Origin of the sequence: Mucilaginibacter conchicola (genome assembly GCF_003432115.1) — a bacterium.
GTDB classification, from domain to species: Bacteria; Bacteroidota; Bacteroidia; order Sphingobacteriales; family Sphingobacteriaceae; genus Mucilaginibacter; species Mucilaginibacter conchicola.
Window position 1 is genome coordinate 1,436,702 of the sequence record NZ_QWDC01000002.1, and the last position, 20,607, is coordinate 1,457,308.

The 20,607-nt window shown below is 50.1% G+C and carries 27 protein-coding genes and 2 pseudogenes; 18 read left to right on the top strand and 11 right to left on the bottom strand.

Going from position 1 to position 20,607, the window contains the following annotated elements; translation table 11 throughout:
• Positions 1-538: 538 nt before the first annotated feature.
• The gene (locus D0C36_RS16055) at positions 539-1,456 is read right to left on the bottom strand and encodes a hypothetical protein (RefSeq protein WP_147322023.1); all 918 of its coding nucleotides are present in this window, start codon (positions 1,454-1,456) and stop codon (positions 539-541) included.
• Between the two features lie 408 nt (positions 1,457-1,864).
• Positions 1,865-1,987 (bottom strand): hypothetical protein, encoded by a 123-nt coding sequence (locus D0C36_RS24880; protein ID WP_262512201.1) that lies wholly within the window; start codon positions 1,985-1,987, stop codon positions 1,865-1,867.
• 99 nt (positions 1,988-2,086) lie between these two features.
• Here D0C36_RS24880 and uvrA point away from each other — a divergent pair, with 99 nt between their 5' ends.
• The 8 genes and pseudogenes from uvrA (at position 2,087) to D0C36_RS16090 (ending at position 7,870) form a co-directional block, all read left to right on the top strand.
• The gene (uvrA, locus tag D0C36_RS16065; RefSeq protein WP_117392616.1) at positions 2,087-4,609 is read left to right on the top strand and encodes an excinuclease ABC subunit UvrA; all 2,523 of its coding nucleotides are present in this window, start codon (positions 2,087-2,089) and stop codon (positions 4,607-4,609) included.
• 190 nt (positions 4,610-4,799) lie between these two features.
• Positions 4,800-4,976: a cyclic nucleotide-binding domain-containing protein gene (locus D0C36_RS24550; RefSeq protein ID WP_158557128.1), complete on the top strand. Its 177-nt coding sequence runs from the start codon at positions 4,800-4,802 to the stop codon at positions 4,974-4,976.
• A 170-nt stretch (positions 4,977-5,146) separates the two neighbouring features.
• Positions 5,147-5,590 carry an Hsp20/alpha crystallin family protein gene (locus tag D0C36_RS16070; RefSeq protein ID WP_117392617.1) on the top strand — a complete coding sequence of 148 codons (444 nt, stop codon included), beginning with the start codon at positions 5,147-5,149 and terminating at the stop codon, positions 5,588-5,590.
• A gap of 76 nt (positions 5,591-5,666) precedes the next feature.
• Entirely contained in the window at positions 5,667-5,963 is a 297-nt protein-coding gene (locus D0C36_RS16075) for a hypothetical protein (protein ID WP_147322024.1), read from the top strand.
• 63 nt (positions 5,964-6,026) lie between these two features.
• On the top strand, positions 6,027-6,194 hold the full coding sequence (locus D0C36_RS24555) for a hypothetical protein (RefSeq protein ID WP_158557129.1): 168 nt from the start codon (positions 6,027-6,029) through the stop codon (positions 6,192-6,194).
• Between the two features lie 97 nt (positions 6,195-6,291).
• Positions 6,292-6,534: a hypothetical protein gene (locus tag D0C36_RS16080; RefSeq protein ID WP_117392619.1), complete on the top strand. Its 243-nt coding sequence runs from the start codon at positions 6,292-6,294 to the stop codon at positions 6,532-6,534.
• Positions 6,535-6,669: 135 nt separating this feature from the next.
• Positions 6,670-7,074, top strand: a pseudogene (locus D0C36_RS16085) (lipocalin family protein); the annotation flags it as partial.
• Positions 7,075-7,096: 22 nt separating this feature from the next.
• Positions 7,097-7,870, top strand: coding sequence for a DNA-formamidopyrimidine glycosylase family protein (locus D0C36_RS16090; RefSeq protein WP_117392621.1), 774 nt, complete (start codon positions 7,097-7,099; stop codon positions 7,868-7,870).
• A 27-nt stretch (positions 7,871-7,897) separates the two neighbouring features.
• Here the strand turns inward: D0C36_RS16090 and D0C36_RS16095 are convergent, their stop codons facing one another.
• Positions 7,898-8,488 (bottom strand): PAS domain-containing protein, encoded by a 591-nt coding sequence (locus D0C36_RS16095; protein WP_117392622.1) that lies wholly within the window; start codon positions 8,486-8,488, stop codon positions 7,898-7,900.
• A gap of 115 nt (positions 8,489-8,603) precedes the next feature.
• On the opposite strand from D0C36_RS16095, the gene D0C36_RS16100 reads away from it, so the two are divergent.
• Positions 8,604-8,942 carry a PA2169 family four-helix-bundle protein gene (locus D0C36_RS16100; RefSeq protein ID WP_262512207.1) on the top strand — a complete coding sequence of 113 codons (339 nt, stop codon included), beginning with the start codon at positions 8,604-8,606 and terminating at the stop codon, positions 8,940-8,942.
• Positions 8,943-9,063: 121 nt separating this feature from the next.
• Here the strand turns inward: D0C36_RS16100 and D0C36_RS16105 are convergent.
• The 4 genes and pseudogenes from D0C36_RS16105 to D0C36_RS16120 all read right to left on the bottom strand — a co-directional run bounded on the left by D0C36_RS16105 (position 9,064) and on the right by D0C36_RS16120 (position 10,876).
• A pseudogene (locus D0C36_RS16105) lies at positions 9,064-9,449 on the bottom strand (DUF4142 domain-containing protein).
• Positions 9,450-9,727: 278 nt separating this feature from the next.
• On the bottom strand, positions 9,728-10,150 hold the full coding sequence (locus tag D0C36_RS16110; protein ID WP_117392624.1) for a DUF1810 domain-containing protein: 423 nt from the start codon (positions 10,148-10,150) through the stop codon (positions 9,728-9,730).
• On the bottom strand, positions 10,147-10,593 hold the full coding sequence (locus tag D0C36_RS16115; RefSeq protein WP_117392789.1) for a hypothetical protein: 447 nt from the start codon (positions 10,591-10,593) through the stop codon (positions 10,147-10,149). Before D0C36_RS16115 ends, D0C36_RS16110 begins: the two co-directional genes overlap by 4 nt.
• A 13-nt stretch (positions 10,594-10,606) precedes the next feature.
• Positions 10,607-10,876 (bottom strand): SDR family oxidoreductase, encoded by a 270-nt coding sequence (locus D0C36_RS16120; protein WP_199502038.1) that lies wholly within the window; start codon positions 10,874-10,876, stop codon positions 10,607-10,609.
• A gap of 110 nt (positions 10,877-10,986) precedes the next feature.
• On the opposite strand from D0C36_RS16120, the gene D0C36_RS16125 reads away from it, so the two are divergent.
• Both D0C36_RS16125 and D0C36_RS16130 read left to right on the top strand, forming a co-directional pair.
• Positions 10,987-12,516, top strand: coding sequence for an FAD-dependent oxidoreductase (locus D0C36_RS16125; protein WP_117392625.1), 1,530 nt, complete (start codon positions 10,987-10,989; stop codon positions 12,514-12,516).
• Positions 12,506-12,979, top strand: coding sequence for a hypothetical protein (locus tag D0C36_RS16130; protein ID WP_117392626.1), 474 nt, complete (start codon positions 12,506-12,508; stop codon positions 12,977-12,979). The genes D0C36_RS16125 and D0C36_RS16130 overlap by 11 nt, the downstream gene beginning before the upstream one ends.
• Here D0C36_RS16130 and D0C36_RS16135 read toward each other — a convergent pair.
• From D0C36_RS16135 to D0C36_RS16150, 4 genes are all read right to left on the bottom strand, one after another.
• Positions 12,966-13,391, bottom strand: coding sequence for a PAS domain-containing protein (locus D0C36_RS16135; protein ID WP_158557131.1), 426 nt, complete (start codon positions 13,389-13,391; stop codon positions 12,966-12,968). The two genes, D0C36_RS16130 and D0C36_RS16135, sit on opposite strands and share 14 nt — an antisense overlap.
• Positions 13,388-13,783 carry a PAS domain-containing protein gene (locus D0C36_RS16140; RefSeq protein WP_117392628.1) on the bottom strand — a complete coding sequence of 132 codons (396 nt, stop codon included), beginning with the start codon at positions 13,781-13,783 and terminating at the stop codon, positions 13,388-13,390. Before D0C36_RS16140 ends, D0C36_RS16135 begins: the two co-directional genes overlap by 4 nt.
• A gap of 106 nt (positions 13,784-13,889) precedes the next feature.
• Positions 13,890-14,414, bottom strand: a complete 525-nt coding sequence (locus tag D0C36_RS16145) for a DUF892 family protein (protein ID WP_117392629.1) — start codon at positions 14,412-14,414, stop codon at positions 13,890-13,892.
• A gap of 18 nt (positions 14,415-14,432) precedes the next feature.
• Positions 14,433-14,834, bottom strand: coding sequence for a response regulator (locus D0C36_RS16150; RefSeq protein ID WP_233524498.1), 402 nt, complete (start codon positions 14,832-14,834; stop codon positions 14,433-14,435).
• 261 nt (positions 14,835-15,095) lie between these two features.
• Between D0C36_RS16150 and D0C36_RS16155 the strand changes: the two genes are divergently transcribed.
• The 7 genes from D0C36_RS16155 to D0C36_RS16185 are packed head-to-tail and all read left to right on the top strand — an operon-like array spanning position 15,096 to position 20,543.
• Positions 15,096-17,300 (top strand): hypothetical protein, encoded by a 2,205-nt coding sequence (locus D0C36_RS16155; protein ID WP_117392630.1) that lies wholly within the window; start codon positions 15,096-15,098, stop codon positions 17,298-17,300.
• Positions 17,301-17,333: 33 nt separating this feature from the next.
• Positions 17,334-17,780: a low affinity iron permease family protein gene (locus D0C36_RS16160; protein WP_233524499.1), complete on the top strand. Its 447-nt coding sequence runs from the start codon at positions 17,334-17,336 to the stop codon at positions 17,778-17,780.
• Positions 17,777-18,745: a DUF2252 family protein gene (locus D0C36_RS16165; RefSeq protein ID WP_117392632.1), complete on the top strand. Its 969-nt coding sequence runs from the start codon at positions 17,777-17,779 to the stop codon at positions 18,743-18,745. The genes D0C36_RS16160 and D0C36_RS16165 overlap by 4 nt, the downstream gene beginning before the upstream one ends.
• Before the next feature lie 10 nt (positions 18,746-18,755).
• Positions 18,756-18,980 (top strand): hypothetical protein, encoded by a 225-nt coding sequence (locus D0C36_RS16170; RefSeq protein WP_117392633.1) that lies wholly within the window; start codon positions 18,756-18,758, stop codon positions 18,978-18,980.
• Complete coding sequence (locus D0C36_RS16175; RefSeq protein WP_117392634.1) at positions 18,967-19,461, top strand: inorganic diphosphatase; 495 nt, start codon at positions 18,967-18,969, stop codon at positions 19,459-19,461. The genes D0C36_RS16170 and D0C36_RS16175 overlap by 14 nt, the downstream gene beginning before the upstream one ends.
• A complete protein-coding gene (locus tag D0C36_RS16180) occupies positions 19,445-19,930 on the top strand; it encodes a DUF421 domain-containing protein (protein WP_117392635.1) in 486 nt (161 codons plus the stop codon). The genes D0C36_RS16175 and D0C36_RS16180 overlap by 17 nt, the downstream gene beginning before the upstream one ends.
• A gap of 55 nt (positions 19,931-19,985) precedes the next feature.
• Positions 19,986-20,543 carry a YciE/YciF ferroxidase family protein gene (locus D0C36_RS16185; protein ID WP_117392636.1) on the top strand — a complete coding sequence of 186 codons (558 nt, stop codon included), beginning with the start codon at positions 19,986-19,988 and terminating at the stop codon, positions 20,541-20,543.
• The last annotated feature ends 64 nt before the right edge of the window (positions 20,544-20,607 follow it).

Sequence of the window (20,607 nt, forward strand, 5' to 3'; positions counted from 1 at the left end):
GTGTACGCATAAAAAAATGTATATTTTTTTATGGCAATTGGTTAATACTTGTTCAGTTATTTCGTGAATTGATTGTGCAGACCGGATGCGGGATGGCTGTAGGAAGCACTTTCCTTTCTATCGCTTATCTTTCATATTGTTAGCAAGCAAAAGCGAGGGTTAGGCAAATGGAAATTTTTTGGGTTCGCCATAATAACCGGTTATCTTTTGTAAGCGGCGGTACCGGTAAATTTGGATGTTCGGGAGATGCGCTAGCAGTTGGGTAGCCACAGCGAGACTGGTTAAAGGTGTTTTTAGGTCATGGGAGATGGTGTCCGGTAACAGTTCATGCCCAGCTGTCTACGAAGGTGATGACCCCATTTGTTCTGTTATTTGCTCGCATCACGTAAGGTAGCATGTTCATCTGAAACTAACTTTTGTCGAGCGTTTTGCACGTTCAGTTCCTGCATAGAATACGCTTCATTCTATCTTCGGCATCATTTTAAGGGGAGCTGGTATTGTTGGTGGGTATGGATTAACTTGCTGGCCGATTAGGTATTTAGATATATGATCTTAACCCCGCAGCGAAACGTCCTTGGTAGACACGTATCAGCCGTTCCAGCCGGGCTTTACTGATATTGAGATCGCTGATGTCGATACTGGCCATGCCGCCCGGATGCTGAAAATTGAAGGTGTATAGAATACCTCTTTTACCACGATCCGTCCTCGTTACCTTTTCATTATAGATCTCGTCCCAGTTCAAAAATCCTGTTTCATGCGTAGTGAGCCCCTGGTTTTCAAGCACAAGTTCAGGCTGCTTCTTCAGCATCCGTTTCATGTGGATTACCATAGCGTAAATTGCCACAATTGCGATTACCGGGGCGATCAGTTTTAAACTGAGGTCCCCGTTATGTTTTATCGCCAAATATTCCAGGCCGCATCCTATGCCCACGAACAGTAAGCCAAACAGGATGTACAATGTAAGGCGAACTTTACTGTAAAAGACCTCGGTTTTGTAGGGTATGGCTGGGTCATCTTTAAAAATGTCGGGAAAATCAAAGCGTTCCAGAAGCTTGCGCCACTGCTTTCTTTCCCAGTCAGACTGGATTTGTATTCTGTCCATGAATGTGCCATAAGCCGGGCATAGGTTTGCATTTACAGCCGCTATTTTTAATTCATGTACATTGTCCACATTGTCAAATGCCCATAGCTTCCAGCGCGTTGTGCGCTTACTCCAAAATAGAAACGGCAGGTAAAAACATACCACAAAGCAAAATAGGATAATGACTGCGCAGATCAGCGACTCCTTAATGGTAAAGGCAGGCCCATCTGTGAAAGCGGTGAATACCATTGCTATAGGAAACAGAAAGTAAAACAACCCGATGACCATCAGGATGCGTGGGAACAGCAACATTTTGCGGCCCTTGGAGATCGCCTCATCAACGGAGATTAAGCTGGCTTTCTGGTACGAACTCATAGGTTTAATTGTTCTGTTAACCAACAGGGGAACAAAACAGTTTTCGATTGTTTATAAACGCAAAGGAACATATACTTCACCTGATGGGAAAAGCGGCGCAAACTATCTCCACTACCTGACTGAGCCAAAAGCAGTGCCTAGTCACAGCATTTGAGTCGGTAAAGTCATTAGGCTGACGCATCCGTTTTGTTTCTGATGCGGGCGTAATCGCTTATACGGCTAACAGTAGCTTTGTATGGAATGGGGAGATCACTGCCAAGGTTCAGGACGATCAGTTGCAGGTTGAATGTGTTTCAACCTCGGCAATGCCCAATGATGTGCAATAAAACCGCCGTCAGGCAATATGTTGATGCTTTTGAAAAGCTAAGAACAGTGATCACGGTGGTGCTCGAAATGTATTCGCGCCTGTTAGAGGCCGGTAGCGATGGCTTCCCCTTTATTATGCGTGGTGGCAATCTCTGCTGCTTTGTCACGCAGGTATTTAGGCTGATTTTTATAAGATGGCGGGTATTCTCCTTTTGGCCAGGGCATGGTTCCTCCTTTTTTAAGGTTTAACAAATTTGCGGCGATTTGGTTGAGTCAATGCGTTACCCCTTGCAAACTAAGGGGGCTGTTTAGGGTTTAAACTTTATGATGATAACTGAGACCGGCCTGTCAGGGTTCGTGCGGGTACGTGGGGCACGCGAGCATAACCTGAAAAATGTAGACCTGGATATCCCGCGTGATGCGCTGGTGGTGTTTACCGGTATCTCCGGCTCGGGAAAGTCATCACTGGCTTTCGGTACTTTGTATGCAGAAGCCCAACGCCGTTACCTGGAATCGGTGTCGCCCTATGCCCGGCGTTTGTTCAACCAGATGGCTATTCCTGAAGTGGATGAAATCGAAGGGCTGCCGCCGGCGGTGGCTTTGCAGCAGCAGCGCGGCGCAGCCAGTACGCGTTCATCAGTAGGCAGCGTGACGACCCTGTCCAATTTGCTGCGGATGCTATATTCGCGTGCCGGGGATTACCCGGCAGGACAAGGGATCATTTATGCGGAATCTTTTTCACCCAATACACCAGAAGGTGCCTGCACGGAATGCCATGGTTTGGGACGGGTCTATGAGATCACGGAAAAAACGATGGTGCCGGACGACAGGCTGACGATCCGTGAAAAGGCGATCGCTTCCTGGCCCTCGGCCTGGCAGGGACAGAACCAGCGGGACATCCTGACAACGATGGGTATCGATATTGACGTACCCTGGAAGGACCTGCCCAAAAAAGAACGGGACTGGATTTTGTTTACCGAGGAACAGCCGGTGGTACCGGTCTATTCGGGTTATACCCATGAGGAGATTCAGCGCTTTATCAAAAATAAGCGACAGCCTGATTATATGGGTACTTTCACAGGTGCCCGGCGTTATGTGCGGCATACATTTGCCAACTCACAAAGCGCGCTGATGAAAAAGCGGGTCAGCCGGTATATGTTAAGCAGCGAGTGCCCCGTTTGCCGGGGTAAACGCCTGCGGCAGGAATCGCTGTCGGTTAAGTTTGCGGGCTACGATATTGCCGAACTCTCGCGGCTGTCGCTGGATAAACTGGCCGGGATATTTGCGCCTTATGCTGCGGGTGAAGCCACTGCGTTGAAGAAAATGGCAGCCGCGCATCCGGAAAAGGTGGTGGTCGCCAGACGTATTGCTGAGGATTTTTCGGCCAGATTACAGGTAATGCTGGATCTGGGATTAGGTTATCTCACTATCGAACGCAGCACGCCTACGCTATCTCCCGGTGAATTGCAGCGCTTGCGGCTGGCCACGCAGGTGCGCTCCAATCTATTCGGCGTCGTTTATGTACTGGACGAACCGTCAGCTGGCTTACACCCGGCGGATACGGAAGCGTTGTTAAGGGCTTTGGATAAACTGAAGGCTTCGGGTAATTCCTTATTTGTAGTGGAGCATGAGATCGACGTGATTCGTCACGCGGACTGGATCGTCGATGTCGGGCCGGCTGCCGGTGAGAAAGGCGGGCATATTTTATATAGCGGTTTGCCGGAAGGCTTGCGGGAAGTCAAGGCATCGGTGACCCGCCATTATATTTATGAAGATGCGGTCAAAGGTCTGCGCGACCCGCGCCAGTCAAAAGACTGGTTAAAGCTGGAGGGCATCAGCCGGAACAACCTGTCCGGTCTGGATGCGGCTTTTCCATTGGGCGTGCTGACCAGCGTGACTGGTGTGTCGGGTTCAGGTAAAAGCAGCCTGGTCAGCCAGGTACTGGTGGAACTGGTCGCCGGACAACTGGGTCTGCAGGTAGACAGTACGGGTGATACGGAGGCTGACCCCTTAGAGCAAGCGGAGGTGCAAACCACCGGCGGGCGGATCGTTAGCGGCATGAAGGGTTTAAAAAGATTAGTCGTAGTGGACCAAAAGCCCATTGGCCGTACACCGAGGTCCAACCTGGCTACATATACGGGTTTGTTCGATCATGTCCGCAAATTGTTCGCGGCCACCCCGGCAGCCAAAGCCCGTAAATTTGATGCGGGGCGTTTTTCTTTTAACGTGGCTAAGGGCCGCTGCCCGCATTGTGAAGGTGAAGGCATGGTGATGGTGGAATTATTGTTCCTGCCAAGTGTTTACACGCCCTGTCCGACCTGCGGCGGCACCCGCTACAATCCCAAGACGCTGGAAGTACATTATAAAGACAAGAACATCGCGGAGGTGTTGGGACTTACCGTTGATGAAGCTGCAAATTTCTTTGATGAGGAACCGGCTATCAGCCGGGCGCTGGAAGTGGTGCGCGAAGTGGGTTTGGGTTACCTGCGGCTGGGACAACCGGCCACGGAATTAAGCGGCGGTGAGGCCCAGCGGATCAAACTGGCAACTGAACTGCAGCGCGCGCAGCACGGCCAGACGCTGTATGTGCTGGATGAACCGACGACCGGCCTACACCCCTCGGATGTGGAGCGTTTGCTGCTGCAACTGAATCGCTTGGTGGATGCGGGTAATACGGTGATCCTGGTCGAGCATGATATGGAAGTGATCGCGGCCAGCGACTGGGTGATCGATATCGGCCCGGGCGCGGGTGAAGCCGGCGGAAAGATCGTTGTGGAGGGCCAGCCCTCGGCGATTGTTAAAAATAAGCAGAGCCGCACCGCGCCTTACCTGGCCAGGCGGCTGTAAAAATGGTTTAGACCAAAATGGGCTTTTAATGAACTAAATACACTCTTTTTTTGATTGAAATTGTTGCCTCCTGATCCTGCTCAAGCTGGCAGGAAGAATCCTCAGGTAGGTTGCGATCTGATGGTTGGCTACGCGTTGATCGATCTCGGTATATTTTTCTATGAATTCAATATAACGTTCTGTTGCTGTATTGCAAAGGGAAGCCGAAAAGCGCGAAGGCGCTTTCCTCAAGGATTCCCCCGAAACCCGTTTCCATACGCTGATCGCTGAACATCCGACCATCTTTAAACGCGTTCCCCTGCAATACATCGCCAGCTACCTCGGCATGACGCGCGAAACGCTCAGCCGCTACCGCAGCCGATTGTGACCCTTACTCCTTTTGAAAATTTGTCATTCAATCGCTGAAAAAATTTCAGCCGGAATGAAAAAATTTCAGTTTTTAAAGCCGGATTAGCCATTGGCACAGCGCTTGAAATGAGGTCTTTAGTTTAATTAATTATAAGTTTTAATCATTAGTAATTTAAGGAGGACAGACCTATGACACTGGTTAAATTCAATTCGGCAAAACCTGGCAACGGTTCATTATTGCCAGGCATTAATGACGTATTCGATTCTATCTTCAACGACACTTTTTTCAATGACCGTCTGACCAGCCGGGTACCTGCGGCGAACATCAGCGAAACTGAGGACCACTTCCATGTGGAACTGGCGGCGCCGGGCCTGAAGAAAGAAGATTTCAAGCTGAACCTGGACCGCAATGTGCTGAACATTTCGGTTGAGCAGCGCGCGGAAAACAGCGATGAGCAAAAGAATTACAGCAAGCGTGAGTACAGCTATGCTTCCTGGGTACGTTCTTTCACGCTGCCTGAAAGCGCCAACGCTGAAAAGATTGAAGCGAGCTATACCGACGGCGTGCTGAAGATCGACATTGCTAAACGCGAGGAAGCTAAAATGGTGCGCCGCCAGATCGAGATCAGGTAATTTTTTAAGTGTATTAGTTTTATTAAAAGGGTTCTGCTTGCAGGGCCCTTTTATTTACTGGTTAAGTTTTGAGGTTATGGAAGATCGTTTTTCCTTATTGATTAGCTTGAAGACCCCGGCGGGTTTCGGGGTGTTCGGTGAATTCGGCATCGGCGACGACCGGCTGGCAGCCGATATCCTGTTCGACAGCTTACAGGGTAAAGAGCCCTTGAATGACCTGGGTTTGCTGCACATTGATCTGATGGAAACGGACGGGGCGCTGCCGGCCAAGGTCAGGACCAAATGCTGCCGCCTGGAGGAGCTGGCGGCAAACTGCAAACTGGTCACCCGCGAGGTTTTCCGCCAAAAAAATCTGAAGGTCTATGAAGAATAAAACGCTCGTCATGCAGGCACTGATGATCACCTTAGTCATGATCGGGGTTTACGTTCTACCGGTGTGTATAAGGTTTACAAAGATGCCTTCGGTGATGAAACGCATTTATTTACTGAGTCTGCAGAATTTGAAGAAGGCAAGGCGGAGTTGCCGGACGACGCTAATCCGGATTACCGGGGCAAATTCTTTTTTGAAAATGGTAGCCTTCGCACTTTAAAGGTGATCTATTAAGCCTTGCCGAGCAGGCCTATCTGACGGTGTTTATTGAAACGTTTGTCGAGCCTGATATTTAAGTGGAACATTACGCGGTAGCAGCTGTTATCTTTTTATGAGAAATCCATTTGAAAAAGAAGACCATACCGGCCTGATCGTAGGGGTCGCGGTTGGTGTAGCGGCAGGCATCAGCTTAGGCTGGCTTTTCCTGACGGATAAAGGCGCGCAATACCGTCGCCAGCTTTCGCGTAAGTTCAAAGAAACGGTGAGCGATAAGGCAGCGGATCTGATTGATAAGAAGACGTTTGTTCCCAAAAAAATGGCTAAGGTGGCAACCGACGCGGTAGTTAAAGACTAATGTTGAAAAAAGGAAAAGCATTGATCGCGGTAGCGGCAGCTACCGGTGTGGCGGGTATCGCTTATGCCCTCTGGGCCAAAGAAGAAAATACCCGCCGGCGCGATCTTCGAGCCCTTTGATTAGGAAAGGTATTCGGGTAAGTGGAACGAAATAGCGCGTTTGCCCAATATGATCGAAAAGGAGCTGCGCGACGTGACGGAAGGTTATTCGCTGAATGAGGACGGCACTATCCAGGTTGTGACGCGGGCCTTTAATCCGGTGAAGAACAAGGCAATGGAAGCCACGGGCACAATCGAGTTTAAGGGCGCGGAAAAGCGTGGTGAACTGGAAGTTGCCTGCTACCTGCCGATCTATCTTGATTATAATGTACTGGATATCGATGAAGGTTACCAGTACGCGCTGGTCTCAGGCAGCGGCCTGGACTATCTTTGGCTGCTTTCGTGTGAGAGCAGTATGCCGGAAGAAATGAAGCAGCGCTTTTTACAAAGGGCGACCTCGCTGGGCTTCGATATCGACAAGCTGGAATGGCTGGATTATTAGTTTAATTCATTAAAGTTTTGCTATGGCCGAGCTACCTGATCTGACCGTCTTTGCGCAGATACTGACCCGCAGGTATGCGGGCAAAGTGTTGGAATCGCTGGAGGTGACCGAAACTCGTAAACTCAATGTGAGCGCTGCTGAGTTGCGTAAGGCTCTGGAGGGGAAGAAACTGGACTCGGTTTCCCGCGAAGGCAAAACTGTACAACTGCATTTTTCGGGCGGGCATGTATTAGGCTTGCACCTGATGCTGCGTGGTGAGTTGGTGGCGTTGACAGACGGCGAAAAGCCACGCTTTCAGATCCTGGCCTTTCATTTTAAAGGCGGGTCGGGTTTTGCTGTGGTAGACCTTCAAAAGCAGGCTACGCCGGCCTTACAACCGGCGGCGGTTTCGGTACCGGATGCTTTGGCCATGGACGAGGCATATTTTACGGAATTATTGGCCAGGAAAAAGACAGTAATCAAAACGCTACTGATGGACCAGAAACAGTTGCGGGGCATTGGCAACTCTTATGCTGACGAGATTCTTTACCATGCCGGTATATCACCTTTTTCTGTGGCTAATCTGATTCCGGCGAAGGTTGTAAAAAAATTGTTTAAAAGTATCAGGGTGATCTTGCGCAAAGCCATCGACGAGATCGCGGAAGCCAACGGCGATGAACTGAGGGGCGAGTTAAAAGACTTTATGCAGGTGCACGGTGCCACGCTTAAGGAGACGGCTAAGGGCGAAGCCATCAAAAGCGAAAAGATCGGCGGTCGGATGACTTATTATACGGAGTCACAGGAGTTGTTTCACTAAGAAAGCTCCGGCGCTGCTTGTTAGGGCTTATTCATCAGTTTTACGGGAAATCTCCCTGATCACCTGGTCGAGTTCGTCCGCGCTTTTGGCGAGCATAGCTGAGAGTTGCGTTACTTTTTCACCCTTTGATTCTTCGCTGATCATTTGACTGAGCCCAATAATGTTAGCCAGTGGTTTACGCACGAGGTGGGATTGCATAAAGCCGATGTCGTTGAGCTGGGTGTTCGCAGATACCAGCCGGCTTTGGGTATCGACAAACTCGGTGATATTATAGCCGATACAAAAAATGCCTTCCGGCTGTTCCTTTTCGTCAAAGATTGCCTGCATTTCCCATTGGGTGGTCACAAAGCCGCCACGCCCGTCGTGCTTACGCAAGGTGGCTGAAAATAAACGGCCGGGTTCACTAAAACATTGCCCGCCTACCTGCTCGCAAATGACGATATCATCAGGGTGCAGGGTCACGCTGAAGTGCCGGCCCAATAAGGTGCCATTCGTAAATTCAAAGTTCCGGTCATAGTTTTTACTGACATAGGTATACTTGCTGTCCATACCGATCGCGATGGTGTAGAAAAAAGAAGAATCTTTCAGAAACTGGTTGACCTGTTGAAAATGGTTCATGAGCGTTGCTATTATAGTTGAACAGCATTTAATGATTTAGGTTTGCTATCGGATTGATCACTGGCTTAAGCCAGTCCGGCCAATACCACATCGAGCGCAAAACGAAAATATCGACCTGAAAGAACTGTTCCGGGGTTATGCGGAACAAAGCCGTAAAGACGGGCAGGAACGGGCTGCTTTAGTTGGCGATGCCGGCGAAGTAGAAACCGGGAACAGTGTGACCGGCACCCTGCACCGTGCCTGGATCGACGTGAAGTCCCTATTCGGGGGCAGCGACCGTGCAAGCATTTTATCGGAAGCGGAACGCGGCGAGGATGCGATAAAAAAAGCTTACCAGGATGCCTTATCGGGTGATGAACCGGGCGCTGATGCCATCATGATCGTACAAAACCAGCCGCAGAAAATCAATGCGGCACATGACCGTATCAAAGCTTTACGCGATAGCGCGAAGTAAACCTTTTAAAGATAAGGGACGCTTTTGGGCGGCTCTTTTTTATGATCTACAAACGCTTAAGATGCTCTTCGTTAAAACTGGAAAGCCGCCCGTTAAGGCGGCTTTTTTGTTTATTTGAGGATTATTTCAGGCTGGCCTGGATCTTTTGGATTTCTTCCAGGTGATGCTGTACCACCGGTGCGGTCTTGGCGGCAAAAGCTTTCACGTCTGCGTCTTTTCCACCGGAAGCTTCGGCTTGCATTAAAGCCAAAGTTTTTTGATGGCCTTCGACCATGGCAGCCAAATAAGCTCTATCAAAACGGCACCGCTCAGTTTACTCAGGCTGTCGCTTTTCGCCTGGTGTTCGGCATCAAGACCGGCAGGCAGGGTCAGGCTTTTCTTTTGAGCGATACCTTTCAGTTCATCATTGGCTTTACCGTGGTCCATGACCATCATGTTGCCGAAATCTACAACGTCCTTGCTCATGCCTTTGCCGGCGGCCATTTTGCCGAGTGCAACTTCGGCCATACCGCCTGCCGCGGCTTTATTTGCGAAGGTGGTGTCTGACACGGCGCTGGCTGAGGCATCGGCTGAAGCGACGGTCGTAGCGGTGGTGCTGTCGGTTTTAACGGTAGTACTGTCCGAGGTGGTCGCTGATTTGTTGCCGGAGCAGGCCTGTAATAAACCGGCCGCGATCACCGGGATAAATAATAATGTGGATTTTTCATGGTGTATTATTTTTAGTTTGATTGTATGTTTTTTTCTTAGGTTTTAACACTAAGTAGGCTCAAGGGATTGGCTTAGCCTTAGCGGCTTTGTTTCAAAAGTTCCAAGGTCCGCTGGTCCCGCTTGCCCCCAAAGAATTTTGCCAATACCTGGCTGAAAACGGGAAAGGTCGCCGGAACAGCGTCAAAAAGCGTCATCGAGGAATGCAGCTTGAGATTGTCAGGGCTCCCGAAAATGGTGTGGGCATCGTCGGTTTCCAGTTGAAGCAGTGCCTTGCAGATCTCTACCAGTTTCAGGCCCAGTTCCGGATCTAACAGGAAAGCTTCGGCTTCTTTGACATCCCGTATAGCATAATGCTTGGAAGTGTCCGTTTTGCCCAGGCCGGCGACCTGCGGAAAGATGTACCACATCCAGTGGCTGCGCTTGCGTCCGGCCTTGATTTCGTCCAGCGCGGTCGCATAATCACGGGTCTGTGCTTCTATAAAGCGGTTCAGTTCGTTCATGATCTTTTTCTTAAGGCGGACATAACGGTTCCAGCTACCAGCCCGCCGAAGGTGTACCAGGCAACCGTGAGCAGTTTGGTTTTTTCGGTGCGGGTGACGGGCGCATCGCTCAGGCCGAGCGGTGCGGTCAGTTCCAGTGTGCCGATACCGGCAGTTAAGCCGGCGACCAAACCCGCAAGCGGCAGGAATTTCTTTTTACCAAAGCCTATCAGACTGTAATAGGCCGCGTTACTGAGCAGGTCAGCAGCGAGGGTCGCGGTAAATAAAGCGTTTCCGCTTGGCGGTTCCAAACCGATGGTGCTCAAGCCTTTACTTAAGGCTTCTTCGCCGACGAGATCAACGCGCGGTGCTTCGTGGTCGAATTGTTTAATTACCTGGTGCAGGATATTGAGGGCGACGGCCCCGGCGATGCCGCCAATGATACTACTGGTGAATTTTTTCATGTTGTCTATCGGGTTAAGGCATGCCTGCGCCGCCGGTTGCGCCATAGACCTGCCCGGTGGCATAGCTGGCGTCGCGGGCGGCTAATTGCACATAGATAGAGGATAACTCAACGGGCTGGCCGGGCCTGCCCATGGGGGTTTGCCCGCCGAAGTTCCTGAGTTTTTCCATACTGGCGCCGCCGCTGACTTGCAGGGGTGTCCAGATGGGGCCGGGTGCGACGCCGTTAACGCGGATGCCCTTGGGCGCTAATTCCCCGGGTTTGTGAAATACTGCTGCTTTCATAAGGTAGCTTTTTAAGTTTTGATGTCTCTATTTAACTTAAAGGAAATTTTTTTGTTTAATAATATGTAAGATAGTTTCAAACATGGGGTGGTTGTCTTTGTATTTATAGTATGGCAACACAAAACGAACCTAGAATCGCCCGTGACGGCGGGCAGCAGAGCCCCTGGCAAATCAATTTAAATGGCATCAGCGCACCGGCAGGGGTTGCAGCCGGAATAGTTTATGATGCGCTGGTCGTCGGTGGCGGCATCACCGGTTTTACGGCGGCGATCGGTTTGGCGAAAGCCGGTAAAAAGGTCGTCCTGGCGGAAGCGCATTCGGTGGGTTTCGGTACAACGGGCGGCACGAGCGCGCATATCAATACTTTTGCAGATACGACTTATGCGCAAGTTGATCAGCCGGAATTGTTTGCCGATGCGGTAACGGAGGGTGCCGGGCTGATCAAAACGTATATAGACGAATTTAAAATTGATTGTGATTATGAAACCAGGGTGGGCTATCTCTACGCCGAAACGGATAAAGAGGCTAAGCAGTTGGATGACATTTACGAAGGGGCGATCAAAGCAGGTGTAGCGGTCGAATACGTAAGTGAGGTACCGACGCCGGTGGACTATACAAAAGCATTGTTATGGCCGGTGCAAGCGCAGTTCCAGCCGCTGAAATATTTGCTGGGATTGGAAAAGGCTTTCTTGTCTTTGGAAGGTGTGGTCTTAGAAAATACGCTGGTGAGCGGAGTAAATACGCCTTCAGGCATCCATATTGCGGAAACCAATCAGGGTCCGGTAAGCGCCAAAGCGATCATTTATGCGACACATCTGCCGCCGAATATCAATGTGTTCAATTTTGAATGCGCCCCCTATCGCAGCTATGTGATGGCGGTCAAACTCAAAAGCGGGAAATATCCCGAGGCCTTAATTTATGACAGCCAGGAACCCTACCACTTTGTGCGCACGCATGTGATCGACGGTCAGGAACTGTTATTGGTAGGCGGACTGGACCACAAAACGGGGCATGAAGATCCGGAAAAGGCTTTTGCCGATCTGGAAAAGTATATCAGGAAGTATTATAATGTCTCGTCGGTTAAATACCGTTGGTCTTCGCAATATTATGTACCGGTCGACGGACTGCCGTATATCGGGCAGATGCCACTGGCGGCCGAGGGCATTTATTGTGCAACGGGTTATAATGGTAACGGGATGATGCTGGGCAGTATCGCGGGGAAAACATTGAGCGACCTGATATCGGGCAGGGAAAGTAAATATGAAAAGCTGTTTAGCCCGGCCAGGATCAAACCGGTAGACAGCTTTACGGAGTTAGTCAAAGAGAACGCGGATGTGGCCTACCATTTTGTGGCTGACCGCTTTGGGATAAAGAATAGTGATTCATTGAAACGTTTGCAGCCGGGAACGGGCAAGGTGGTCGAAGTGGACGGTGAAAAGATCGCCGCTTACCGCGATGAAGCCGGTAAGCTTCATGCGTTGAGCCCGGTCTGTACCCATGCGGCTTGTATCGTCAAGTGGAACGCGTCGGAGAAAAGCTGGGACTGCCCTTGCCACGGTGCGCGTTATGATATTGCCGGTAAAGTCCTGACAGGTCCGGCAACAAAAGACTTATTTAAAATGGATGCCGATGAGAGCTAAGGAGGTATTGATCCCGGGTATTACCGGTACAACCTTTATGACGTTGTTCAGCTACCTGGTTTCACTGGCGGAGGGGGAAAACTTTAGCGAGCCGGAACGTCTGGGCCAGCTGGCGGAGCGAATGTTGCCGAAGCTGGATGAGGAACAAAGTCGGGCGCTGGGCTGGCTGGGGCATTATGGTGTGGGCCTGCTTTTTGCCGTAGTCTATGTGGAACTCTGGCGCAGCGGTAAATTAAGGCCTGACTGGAAAACCAGCTTATGGCTGGGTGGGATCAGTGGCCTCGTGGCTGTTGCTATCTGGAGGTCGACTTTTAAAATGCACCCGGTGCCGCCGAAGCTTAATTTTGATAAATATTATTTACAACTGGTACCGGCACATGTGGTGTTCGCCTTGTTTGCAGGAATTGGCTATCAGATTCAACGAAAAATTGCGCCGGGCACAAACAATATTAAAGCCCGTTAATCTCATAACAATATGGAAAATCAAAACCGCCAACTTCACACGGACTGAATTTTTTGCCGATGTGCGGAAAATCATGGCTGACCTCGAAATCGATAACGGGGTTATTGGTCGGCAGGATCTGTTCAAGCAAGCGGCGGAGTTCGGCAATATCCGACTGGCCGTTTCCCAGGTCGAATAAACTGCGGCCTTCAGTTTCTTCGCGGGAAACTTTAAAGGTGCGCTTGAAGTGGTCATTGACAAATATCACTTTATAATCCGGGAAAAGAACGACCAGGCTTTCGCGCACGGTCTGAACAATACTGGCGAGGTATTCCTCGTTTTCACGGAGACTTTGGGTGCGCTCGGCTACCCGCTGCTCTAGTTTCGATTGGTTTGACCGGAGTTCCTCCTCGGCATTTTTTCTGCGGGTCACGTCATTCTGACCCCGATGAAATAATCGACCCCACCGCTGTTGTTCCTGATCGGCGATACATTTAGTTCATTCCAGAACAGGGTACCGTCTTTTCGATAATTCCTGATCTCGATCACGGAGTTTTTGCCCGCGGCGATATCCTGGCGCAATTGAGCGCGGGCAGGTTGATTGCGGTCGTCCTTTTGCAGGAACCGGCAGTTGTGTCCGATGATCTCGGCGCGGCTGTAGCCGGCGATCTGCTCGAACGCGGCATTACAATAAATGATTGGATTATCCGGCTGGTTGTTATCGGTAATGATGATCCCCGAAATGGAAGCGTCCATCGCTTTTTTTAGCAACTCGATATCCTTGCTCACGACGTGGTCATCCGTGTTTCTTTTCTCATCTGACATATGCAGGCTACGCAATAATTGAAAAACTTATCAGATTGATTAATCCGCTTTGGCGTGATTTTGTTCACCGCCTGTTTAAAAATACGTAGTGTCGAAAAGCGGGCGGTTATTTGGTGATGTATTTGGCGGCGATGAGCAATAATAAGGTGCGGTCGGCCCTGGCCTCATCGTAATTTTCCTGAAGCAGTTGTTTGATCTGTTTGTTTTTCAACTTGACAGCAGCCATTTGCAACACCTGGAAAGAGGCCATTTCCATACTCTCGATATTTTGGAGATAAAATATGATGGACATATCACGTAGCTCGGCTTCATCTGCCTGTGCCGCGATAGCTTCGAACGCATCGTCGACCAGGCCGGTCAGGCCCATGATACTGCCATCGGCCCGGGTGGCATCCAGCAATTCGTAAATCACGTCCATACGCGCCATTTGCTTTTCCACATCCTCAACGGTCTCGCGGATAGCGAGTTGCAGGTCCTTGAAATAAACCTCGTCATTCAACTGCGGCAGCTTAGCTACCAAATGAGCTTTGGCGCTACAGATCCGGTTAAGGTGATCGATGAAGAAAGATCTTAGCTTTGCTGACCCTAACTGTATCTGCTTAGGGGACGGCTTTCCTGATTCATTTGTCATAGGCCTCCTGCTGACAAGCTAGGCGAGGCATTCCTCCGTCTTTGCCAGCAAATCAAAAATATCAAAAGGTTTTCTAATATAAGCATCGGCACCGCATTCTTTTGCAATGACAGACAGATCGGACTCGGCAGATACAAGCATAACTGGCAGGTGGCGGGTTTCCAGCTGCGATTTAATTTCTTTACAAATCTCCGGGCCGTTTTTAGCCGAACCGATGATCCGAACATCCAGCAGAATAAGGTCCGGCTGAATCACCCGGATATGCTCGGCGGCTTCGCCGGTGTTGGACATTACGATATCGTATCCGTTCTCCTGGAAAATAATATTTAATATCTCCAGGATGTCCTCATCATCATCTATAACCAATATCCTTCTTGCCATCATCAGGAATTTCAGCTGATAGTGCAAATTACCGTCCAAACCCGTCAGTTTTCGCTATTTCCTGAATTAAGTGCTATTGAGGCTGGATAAACACATAGCGGGTTAGGTTCATTTTAAGAACCGGACGTAAAAGAATACAACAACTGTATCAGGAATGGCTCGCTTGTATCGGGTAGTTCTTTCATCTTTCAACCCAACCGGTCAAGCGAAATTTTCAATTAATAAAATTCTTTAGAAAGAAAACTAACAAACATTTTTTAACCGATAGTAGTTATTTCAGGACGCAACCTGAGTTCGATCATGAAACCTGTATCAGCCTGGCTGCTCACAGCCAATTCAAAACTAAATGATTCTTCCCTGCCTGCGGTTTATGAACAACATGCCGTCGGCTACTGGCTTCGGGTATACCTGACCGGCGACAGTTGCTGGCTGGTGGTTAGCTGGCCGAAGGGCAGCCGGATCGGCTTCCGGATGGCTTATGCTCCGAATGACGCGCTGGTTTTGGAACAGCCGGCAACCTCAGGCGAGCGTATTACTTTTCGGTGTTCTTCTCTGATCGGCTTGTTTGAGACCGTACTGGAACTGCCGGGTGAAGGGATACCGGTCATCCGCCTGACGACGAGGCTCAGGCCGGCTGCGCCGCTCCTTTTTCCCTACTGGCCGCGCGATATCGTGGTATTGGGTGCTGCCGGCAGCGACTTATTGGCGGAAGGCAATGTCAGGGTCAGCCAGGTGGGCACACGTTCCGGTCAGTTGTATTTCAGTTTAACGCGGCCGGCTGCCGGTTCGGTTTTTTATCTGCAGAACCTGACGGCGCTGTCGGATTATAATCAGGCTACCGAAACCTCGGCCGGCGATACGGTAGGCGGCGAATGGCCGGAAATCGGTTTCGCGCTGCCGCCGACGCAAAAAAATAAGCCGCTGGAAGCCGGTCAGCAATATATCGTCAGCGACGCTTTCATTGCCCTGAGCGACGAGGTGCCGGCGGATGAAGCGGCGATGGCCAGGCAATACCTGGACCTGCTGGCCGCGATCTACCTTCGCCTGCCGCTGCCGCCCACCAGCTATAAGGAATGGCCGGACACATTGAAGAAAGGCCTCGCCGATCTGCAGGACAGTCCGGGCTGCTGGTCACAGGTTGACGGTCACCATTATTTCAATGCTTATGTCTGTGACTACCTGACCCCGTCGGAGATCATGGTCCAGCTGGCAATCCTGCTGCCCCTGCTGGACTACGTGGAATGGAACGGTGACCGGCTGGAGGTGATGAAAAAGATCAAGGCGGGTTTGCCGCCGTTCTATGACGAGGATTTGAAAACCATTATGCGCTGGCATCCCAAAGCGCTGGACAAGCTGAACGGCGAGGAAGAACATAAAAAACCGCTGGTCATGGATTCCTGGTACCTGCAACACCCGATGCTTAATTTATCGCGCTTAGCATTGAAAGGCGATAAGGCGGCGGAGCAGTTGTTCCTGGGCTCACTGGAATTCGTGATCAAGGTGGCCCGTAAATTTGACTACAACTGGCCGGTATTTTATAAGATGGATACGCTGGAAGTGATCAAGGCGGAAACCCAGCCGGGCAAGGGCGGCGAAAAGGATGTGCCGGGTCTCTATGCGCATGTATTGCTGCAGGCCTGGGAGCTGACGGGTGAAAAGCGCTATCTCGCGGAAGCTGAGAAGGCGGCGCTGAAACTGAAAGGGTCGGGCTTTGAGGTGTTTTACCAGGCGAACAATACTGCCTTTTCTGCGGGCGCGTTGTTGCGGTTATATAAGATCACGAAGAAAGAGGTTTACCGGGAGCTGAGCTATCTTTGCCTGGCCAGTGTTTTTAAAAACACCAGGCTGTGGGACTGCAATTATGGGTACGGTAAAAATTTCCCGTCATTCTTTGCGCTTTTCCCGCTGAACGACGCGCCTTATACGGCCGCTTACGAAGAGGAAGAAGTTTTTTGCGCCTTCCATGATTACCTGCGCCACGCGGAGGACGTTGATATCCTGCCCTCCCTGCGCCTGCTGATGGCGGAGTACATCCGGTACCTTGTCGACAGGGCGGTCTTTTACTATCCGCCGATGCTGCCCAAAGAAATGCTGGCGGAAAAAGTGAAAACCGGCGAAGTGGACGCCGGTCTCTGGATCGCGCTAGAGGACCTGCATGACGGCTGGGAAAAATCCGGGGAGGTCGGTCAGGAGGTTTATGGGGCCGGGAACGCTTTCGGTATCCTGCCGCGGCATTACATGCGGATCGAAAAGGAGTCATTTATGATCTGCACTGACTATCCGACCTATGGCTTCTCGCCCGAAAAACACCGCCCGGCCAAATTTAAACTGGCGGGTGACGGGCGGCTGCAAAGCAGGCTCGTGATCGTAAAGACTGATCTGAAAAAACTTCCCGCGTTTGAAGTCAGGGTTGATGATATCCGGGTAACTGGTCAGGAAATAAATCATGGTCACTTGGCCTATATAATACCGGGGAATGGCCGGGTAACGGTAAACTGGAAATGAATATAAGGATATGAAAAAAAAAGGTAAATTTTTTTGCGGTTCTCCAATTGGGCGACGGCGGCTACCGGCAGCTCGGCGGCGTTTCCCGTCGCTATTGTTATGATCATGGTCTGGCTGGTCACCGGCCCGGTATTCCATTATTCGGATACCTGGCAATTGATCATCAATACGGAAACGACCATTGTCACCTTCCTGATGGTTTTCCTGATCCGGAAATCACAGAACAAAGACTCCAAAGCGGTGCAATTAAAGCTAAATGAGCTGCTGGCCTCACATGAAGGCAAGGGCAACCGGACGGTCAATATTGAGGATCTGACCGAAGCGGAATTGGACCACCTGTACAAATTTTATATCCGCTTATCGGATCCCGCCGAAAAAGATGCCGACCTCACTAAGACGCATTCCATCGATGCGGCAGAAGAGAACCAGAAAACCAAATCGAGCCGGCGCGGCGCTGCTATCAAACCTGCAAAGCAATGATTACACTTTATGACCGCTTGAAAAAATTCAATGAAGGTTCGCTGCCGGATAAAGTGCAGCTGAAATACGAAGCGATGTCGGAAAATGCCTTTCGTTTTTTCCGCGGTACCTGCCATATATTTTACGATGACCTGGCCGCTGCGGAGGCCCTGCCCTTGTCGCCGCTGGCCTGGATCTGTGGTGATCTGCACCCCGAAAATTTCGGCAGCGCAAAAAGCTATAATAAATTGGTCTACTTTGATCTGAACGATTTTGACGAGGCGCTGTTGGCGCCAGCCAGTTACGAAATTGTGCGCATGATCACCAGTATCTTTATTGCTTTTGACAACTTAGGTTTCAATGAAGAAAAGGCCTTAAAACTGGCGCAATTTTTTCTCAAAACTTACTCGGCAACCTTAGCCAAAGGTAAAGCCATCAGTATCGGGCCGCGAACAGCTAAAGGCATCGTGTGCGATTTCCTGACCGCCGCAACTAAAAGTACCTATAAAGACCTGCTCAAAAAACGCACGGTCAGCAAAAAGAAAAGCATTATGCTTTCGCTGGAAGATGAGCGGCACTTCAAATTGCCTAAGCCATTGCGCAAGGCACTCAAAGCGCATATACACCATTGGATCAAAACCAGCAGTGACGGGCCTTATAATTATGAAGTGATCAGTTCTGTGTACCCCCTGGCCGGTACCGGCAGTATTGGGCTTAAGCGTTACCTGTTCCTGCTGAAGAGTAACAACACCAAGGATCATTACTTATTCCTCGATATGAAACAGGCGCGCGCCTCGTCTGCCCAGCCCTATGTTGCCGTTCAACAATTGCAATGGGCATCGGTGGCCCAAAGGATTATCGGCGTGCAGCAACGGATGCAAAATATACCGGCCGCTTTACTCAGTTCAACGGAGTTCCAGGGAGATGCGTTTATCATCCAGGAATTGCAGGCCGTTAAGGACAGCGTCAAATTTAAAGCTGCATGATTACCGGGACATGTACCAGGTGATCGATGACATGGCGGCACTGACGGCATCGGCGCAGCTGCACTGTGGCGGAACGCAGGGCTCCGGCTCATTAGATGACCTTATGGCTTTTGTAGCCGACCAGGGCGGGCAGGCGGCGGTGATCGGCTACGCTCAGCACTATGCTTTAACCGTAAAAAAGGATTACCGCGAATTTCAAAAGGATTTTAAAAGAGGTAAATATGAAAAAACCTGAAACCATCACCGTAATGGTGGAAAGTCCGAGGGGCTTTAACCAAAAATTCGATTATGAGCCGAAAAGCCAGCGGTTTAAACTGAACAAAATTCTTCCTGCCGGCCTGGTATTCCCCTTTGATTTCGGGATGATCCCCGGAACAAAGGGAGATGACGGCGATCCTTTGGATATCATTGTGGTGTCCGAAAGCGGCACATTTCCCGGCTGCCTGATCGATTGCCGGATTGTCGGCGTTTTACAAGCCGAACAAACGGAGCGTGACGGAAAAATTATGCGCAATGACCGGTTTATTGGTATACCGGATGTGTCGCAGTTGTTTTCGGAGGTTAAAACACTGGAAGATTTACCGGACGCGATCTTAAATCAGCTGGAGCATTTTTTCAGGAATTATAACGAACAAGCCGGTAAGCAGTTCAGCGTGACTGCCAGGCTGGGTGCACAACCGGCTATCAAACTGATCGGGCATGGAACTATTAAATAAGTTATTCGGGGAAGGCAAAGACCTTAATGCGCTGCAAATGAGTGATCGCGGTGTAGTCATGTTCATCATCGCGCTGATACTGATCCGCATCTCCGGCCGGCGTTCCTTTGGGGTACGGACGCCACTGGACAATATTATTACGATTTCGCTGGGTGCGGTAATGAGCCGGGCTATTGTCGGCGCGTCGGACTTTGTGCCGGTAGTGGTCTGTTGCCTGGTGATCGTTTTGCTGCACCGTTTGTTCGGCTGGCTGATCGCGCACAGCAAGGCCTTCGGCCGGTTTATCGAGGGGGACAAAATGGTGTTATTTGAGGACGGTAAGTTTCAAAATGACCATCTGAAAAAGGCGCTGGTCTGCGAAGAGGATGTCATGCAGGGAGTCCGGAAATCTGTAGCGACGGAGGATATGGCAAAAATCGAAAAAGTTTACATGGAACGCAACGGCGAAATCAGTTCGATCAAAAAATAGCCGTTTTTGGAATATTATTTGCACATATACCCATACCAAAAAATTGAAAAACGTTATGCCTACAAAAAACAACAAAAAGTCGACCGCAGCAGTTGCGGAGCGTACAGCAGAAGCCGAAAGTGCTTTGAAAGAATTATTCGTGGATGAATTGAAAGACATCTATTGGGCCGAGAAACATCTGGCAACAGCTTTACCCAAAATGATCAAAGGCGCAACCTCAGAAGACCTCAAACAGACGATCAGCACCCATCTGGAAGAAACTAAAAACCAGATCACCCGCCTGGAAAGTGTTTTTGCTTCAGTAGGGGAAAAAGCTGCCGCCAAAAAATGCCTGGCGATGGAAGGCTTGCTGAAAGAAGCGACCGAATTATTATCAGATTCCGAGAAAGGTACCGAGGTGCGCGATGTGGCCATCATTTCAGCAGCGCAAAAAGTGGAACATTACGAGATCGCTTCGTATGGCACCCTGCGCACTTTAGCCGGTACATTAGGCTACAGTGAGGCCCAAAGCCTGTTGGAAGAAACCTTAGCCGAAGAGAAAAATGCCGATTCCCTGTTGACTCAAGTAGCCGAAAATTACGTGAATGAAGCCGCGGCCGCAGAAGTAGAATAATTATGAAAGCAAATTGTGCTAACCAGGGGATGCCGTAAAAGGTGTCCCTTTTTTTGTTCCCACA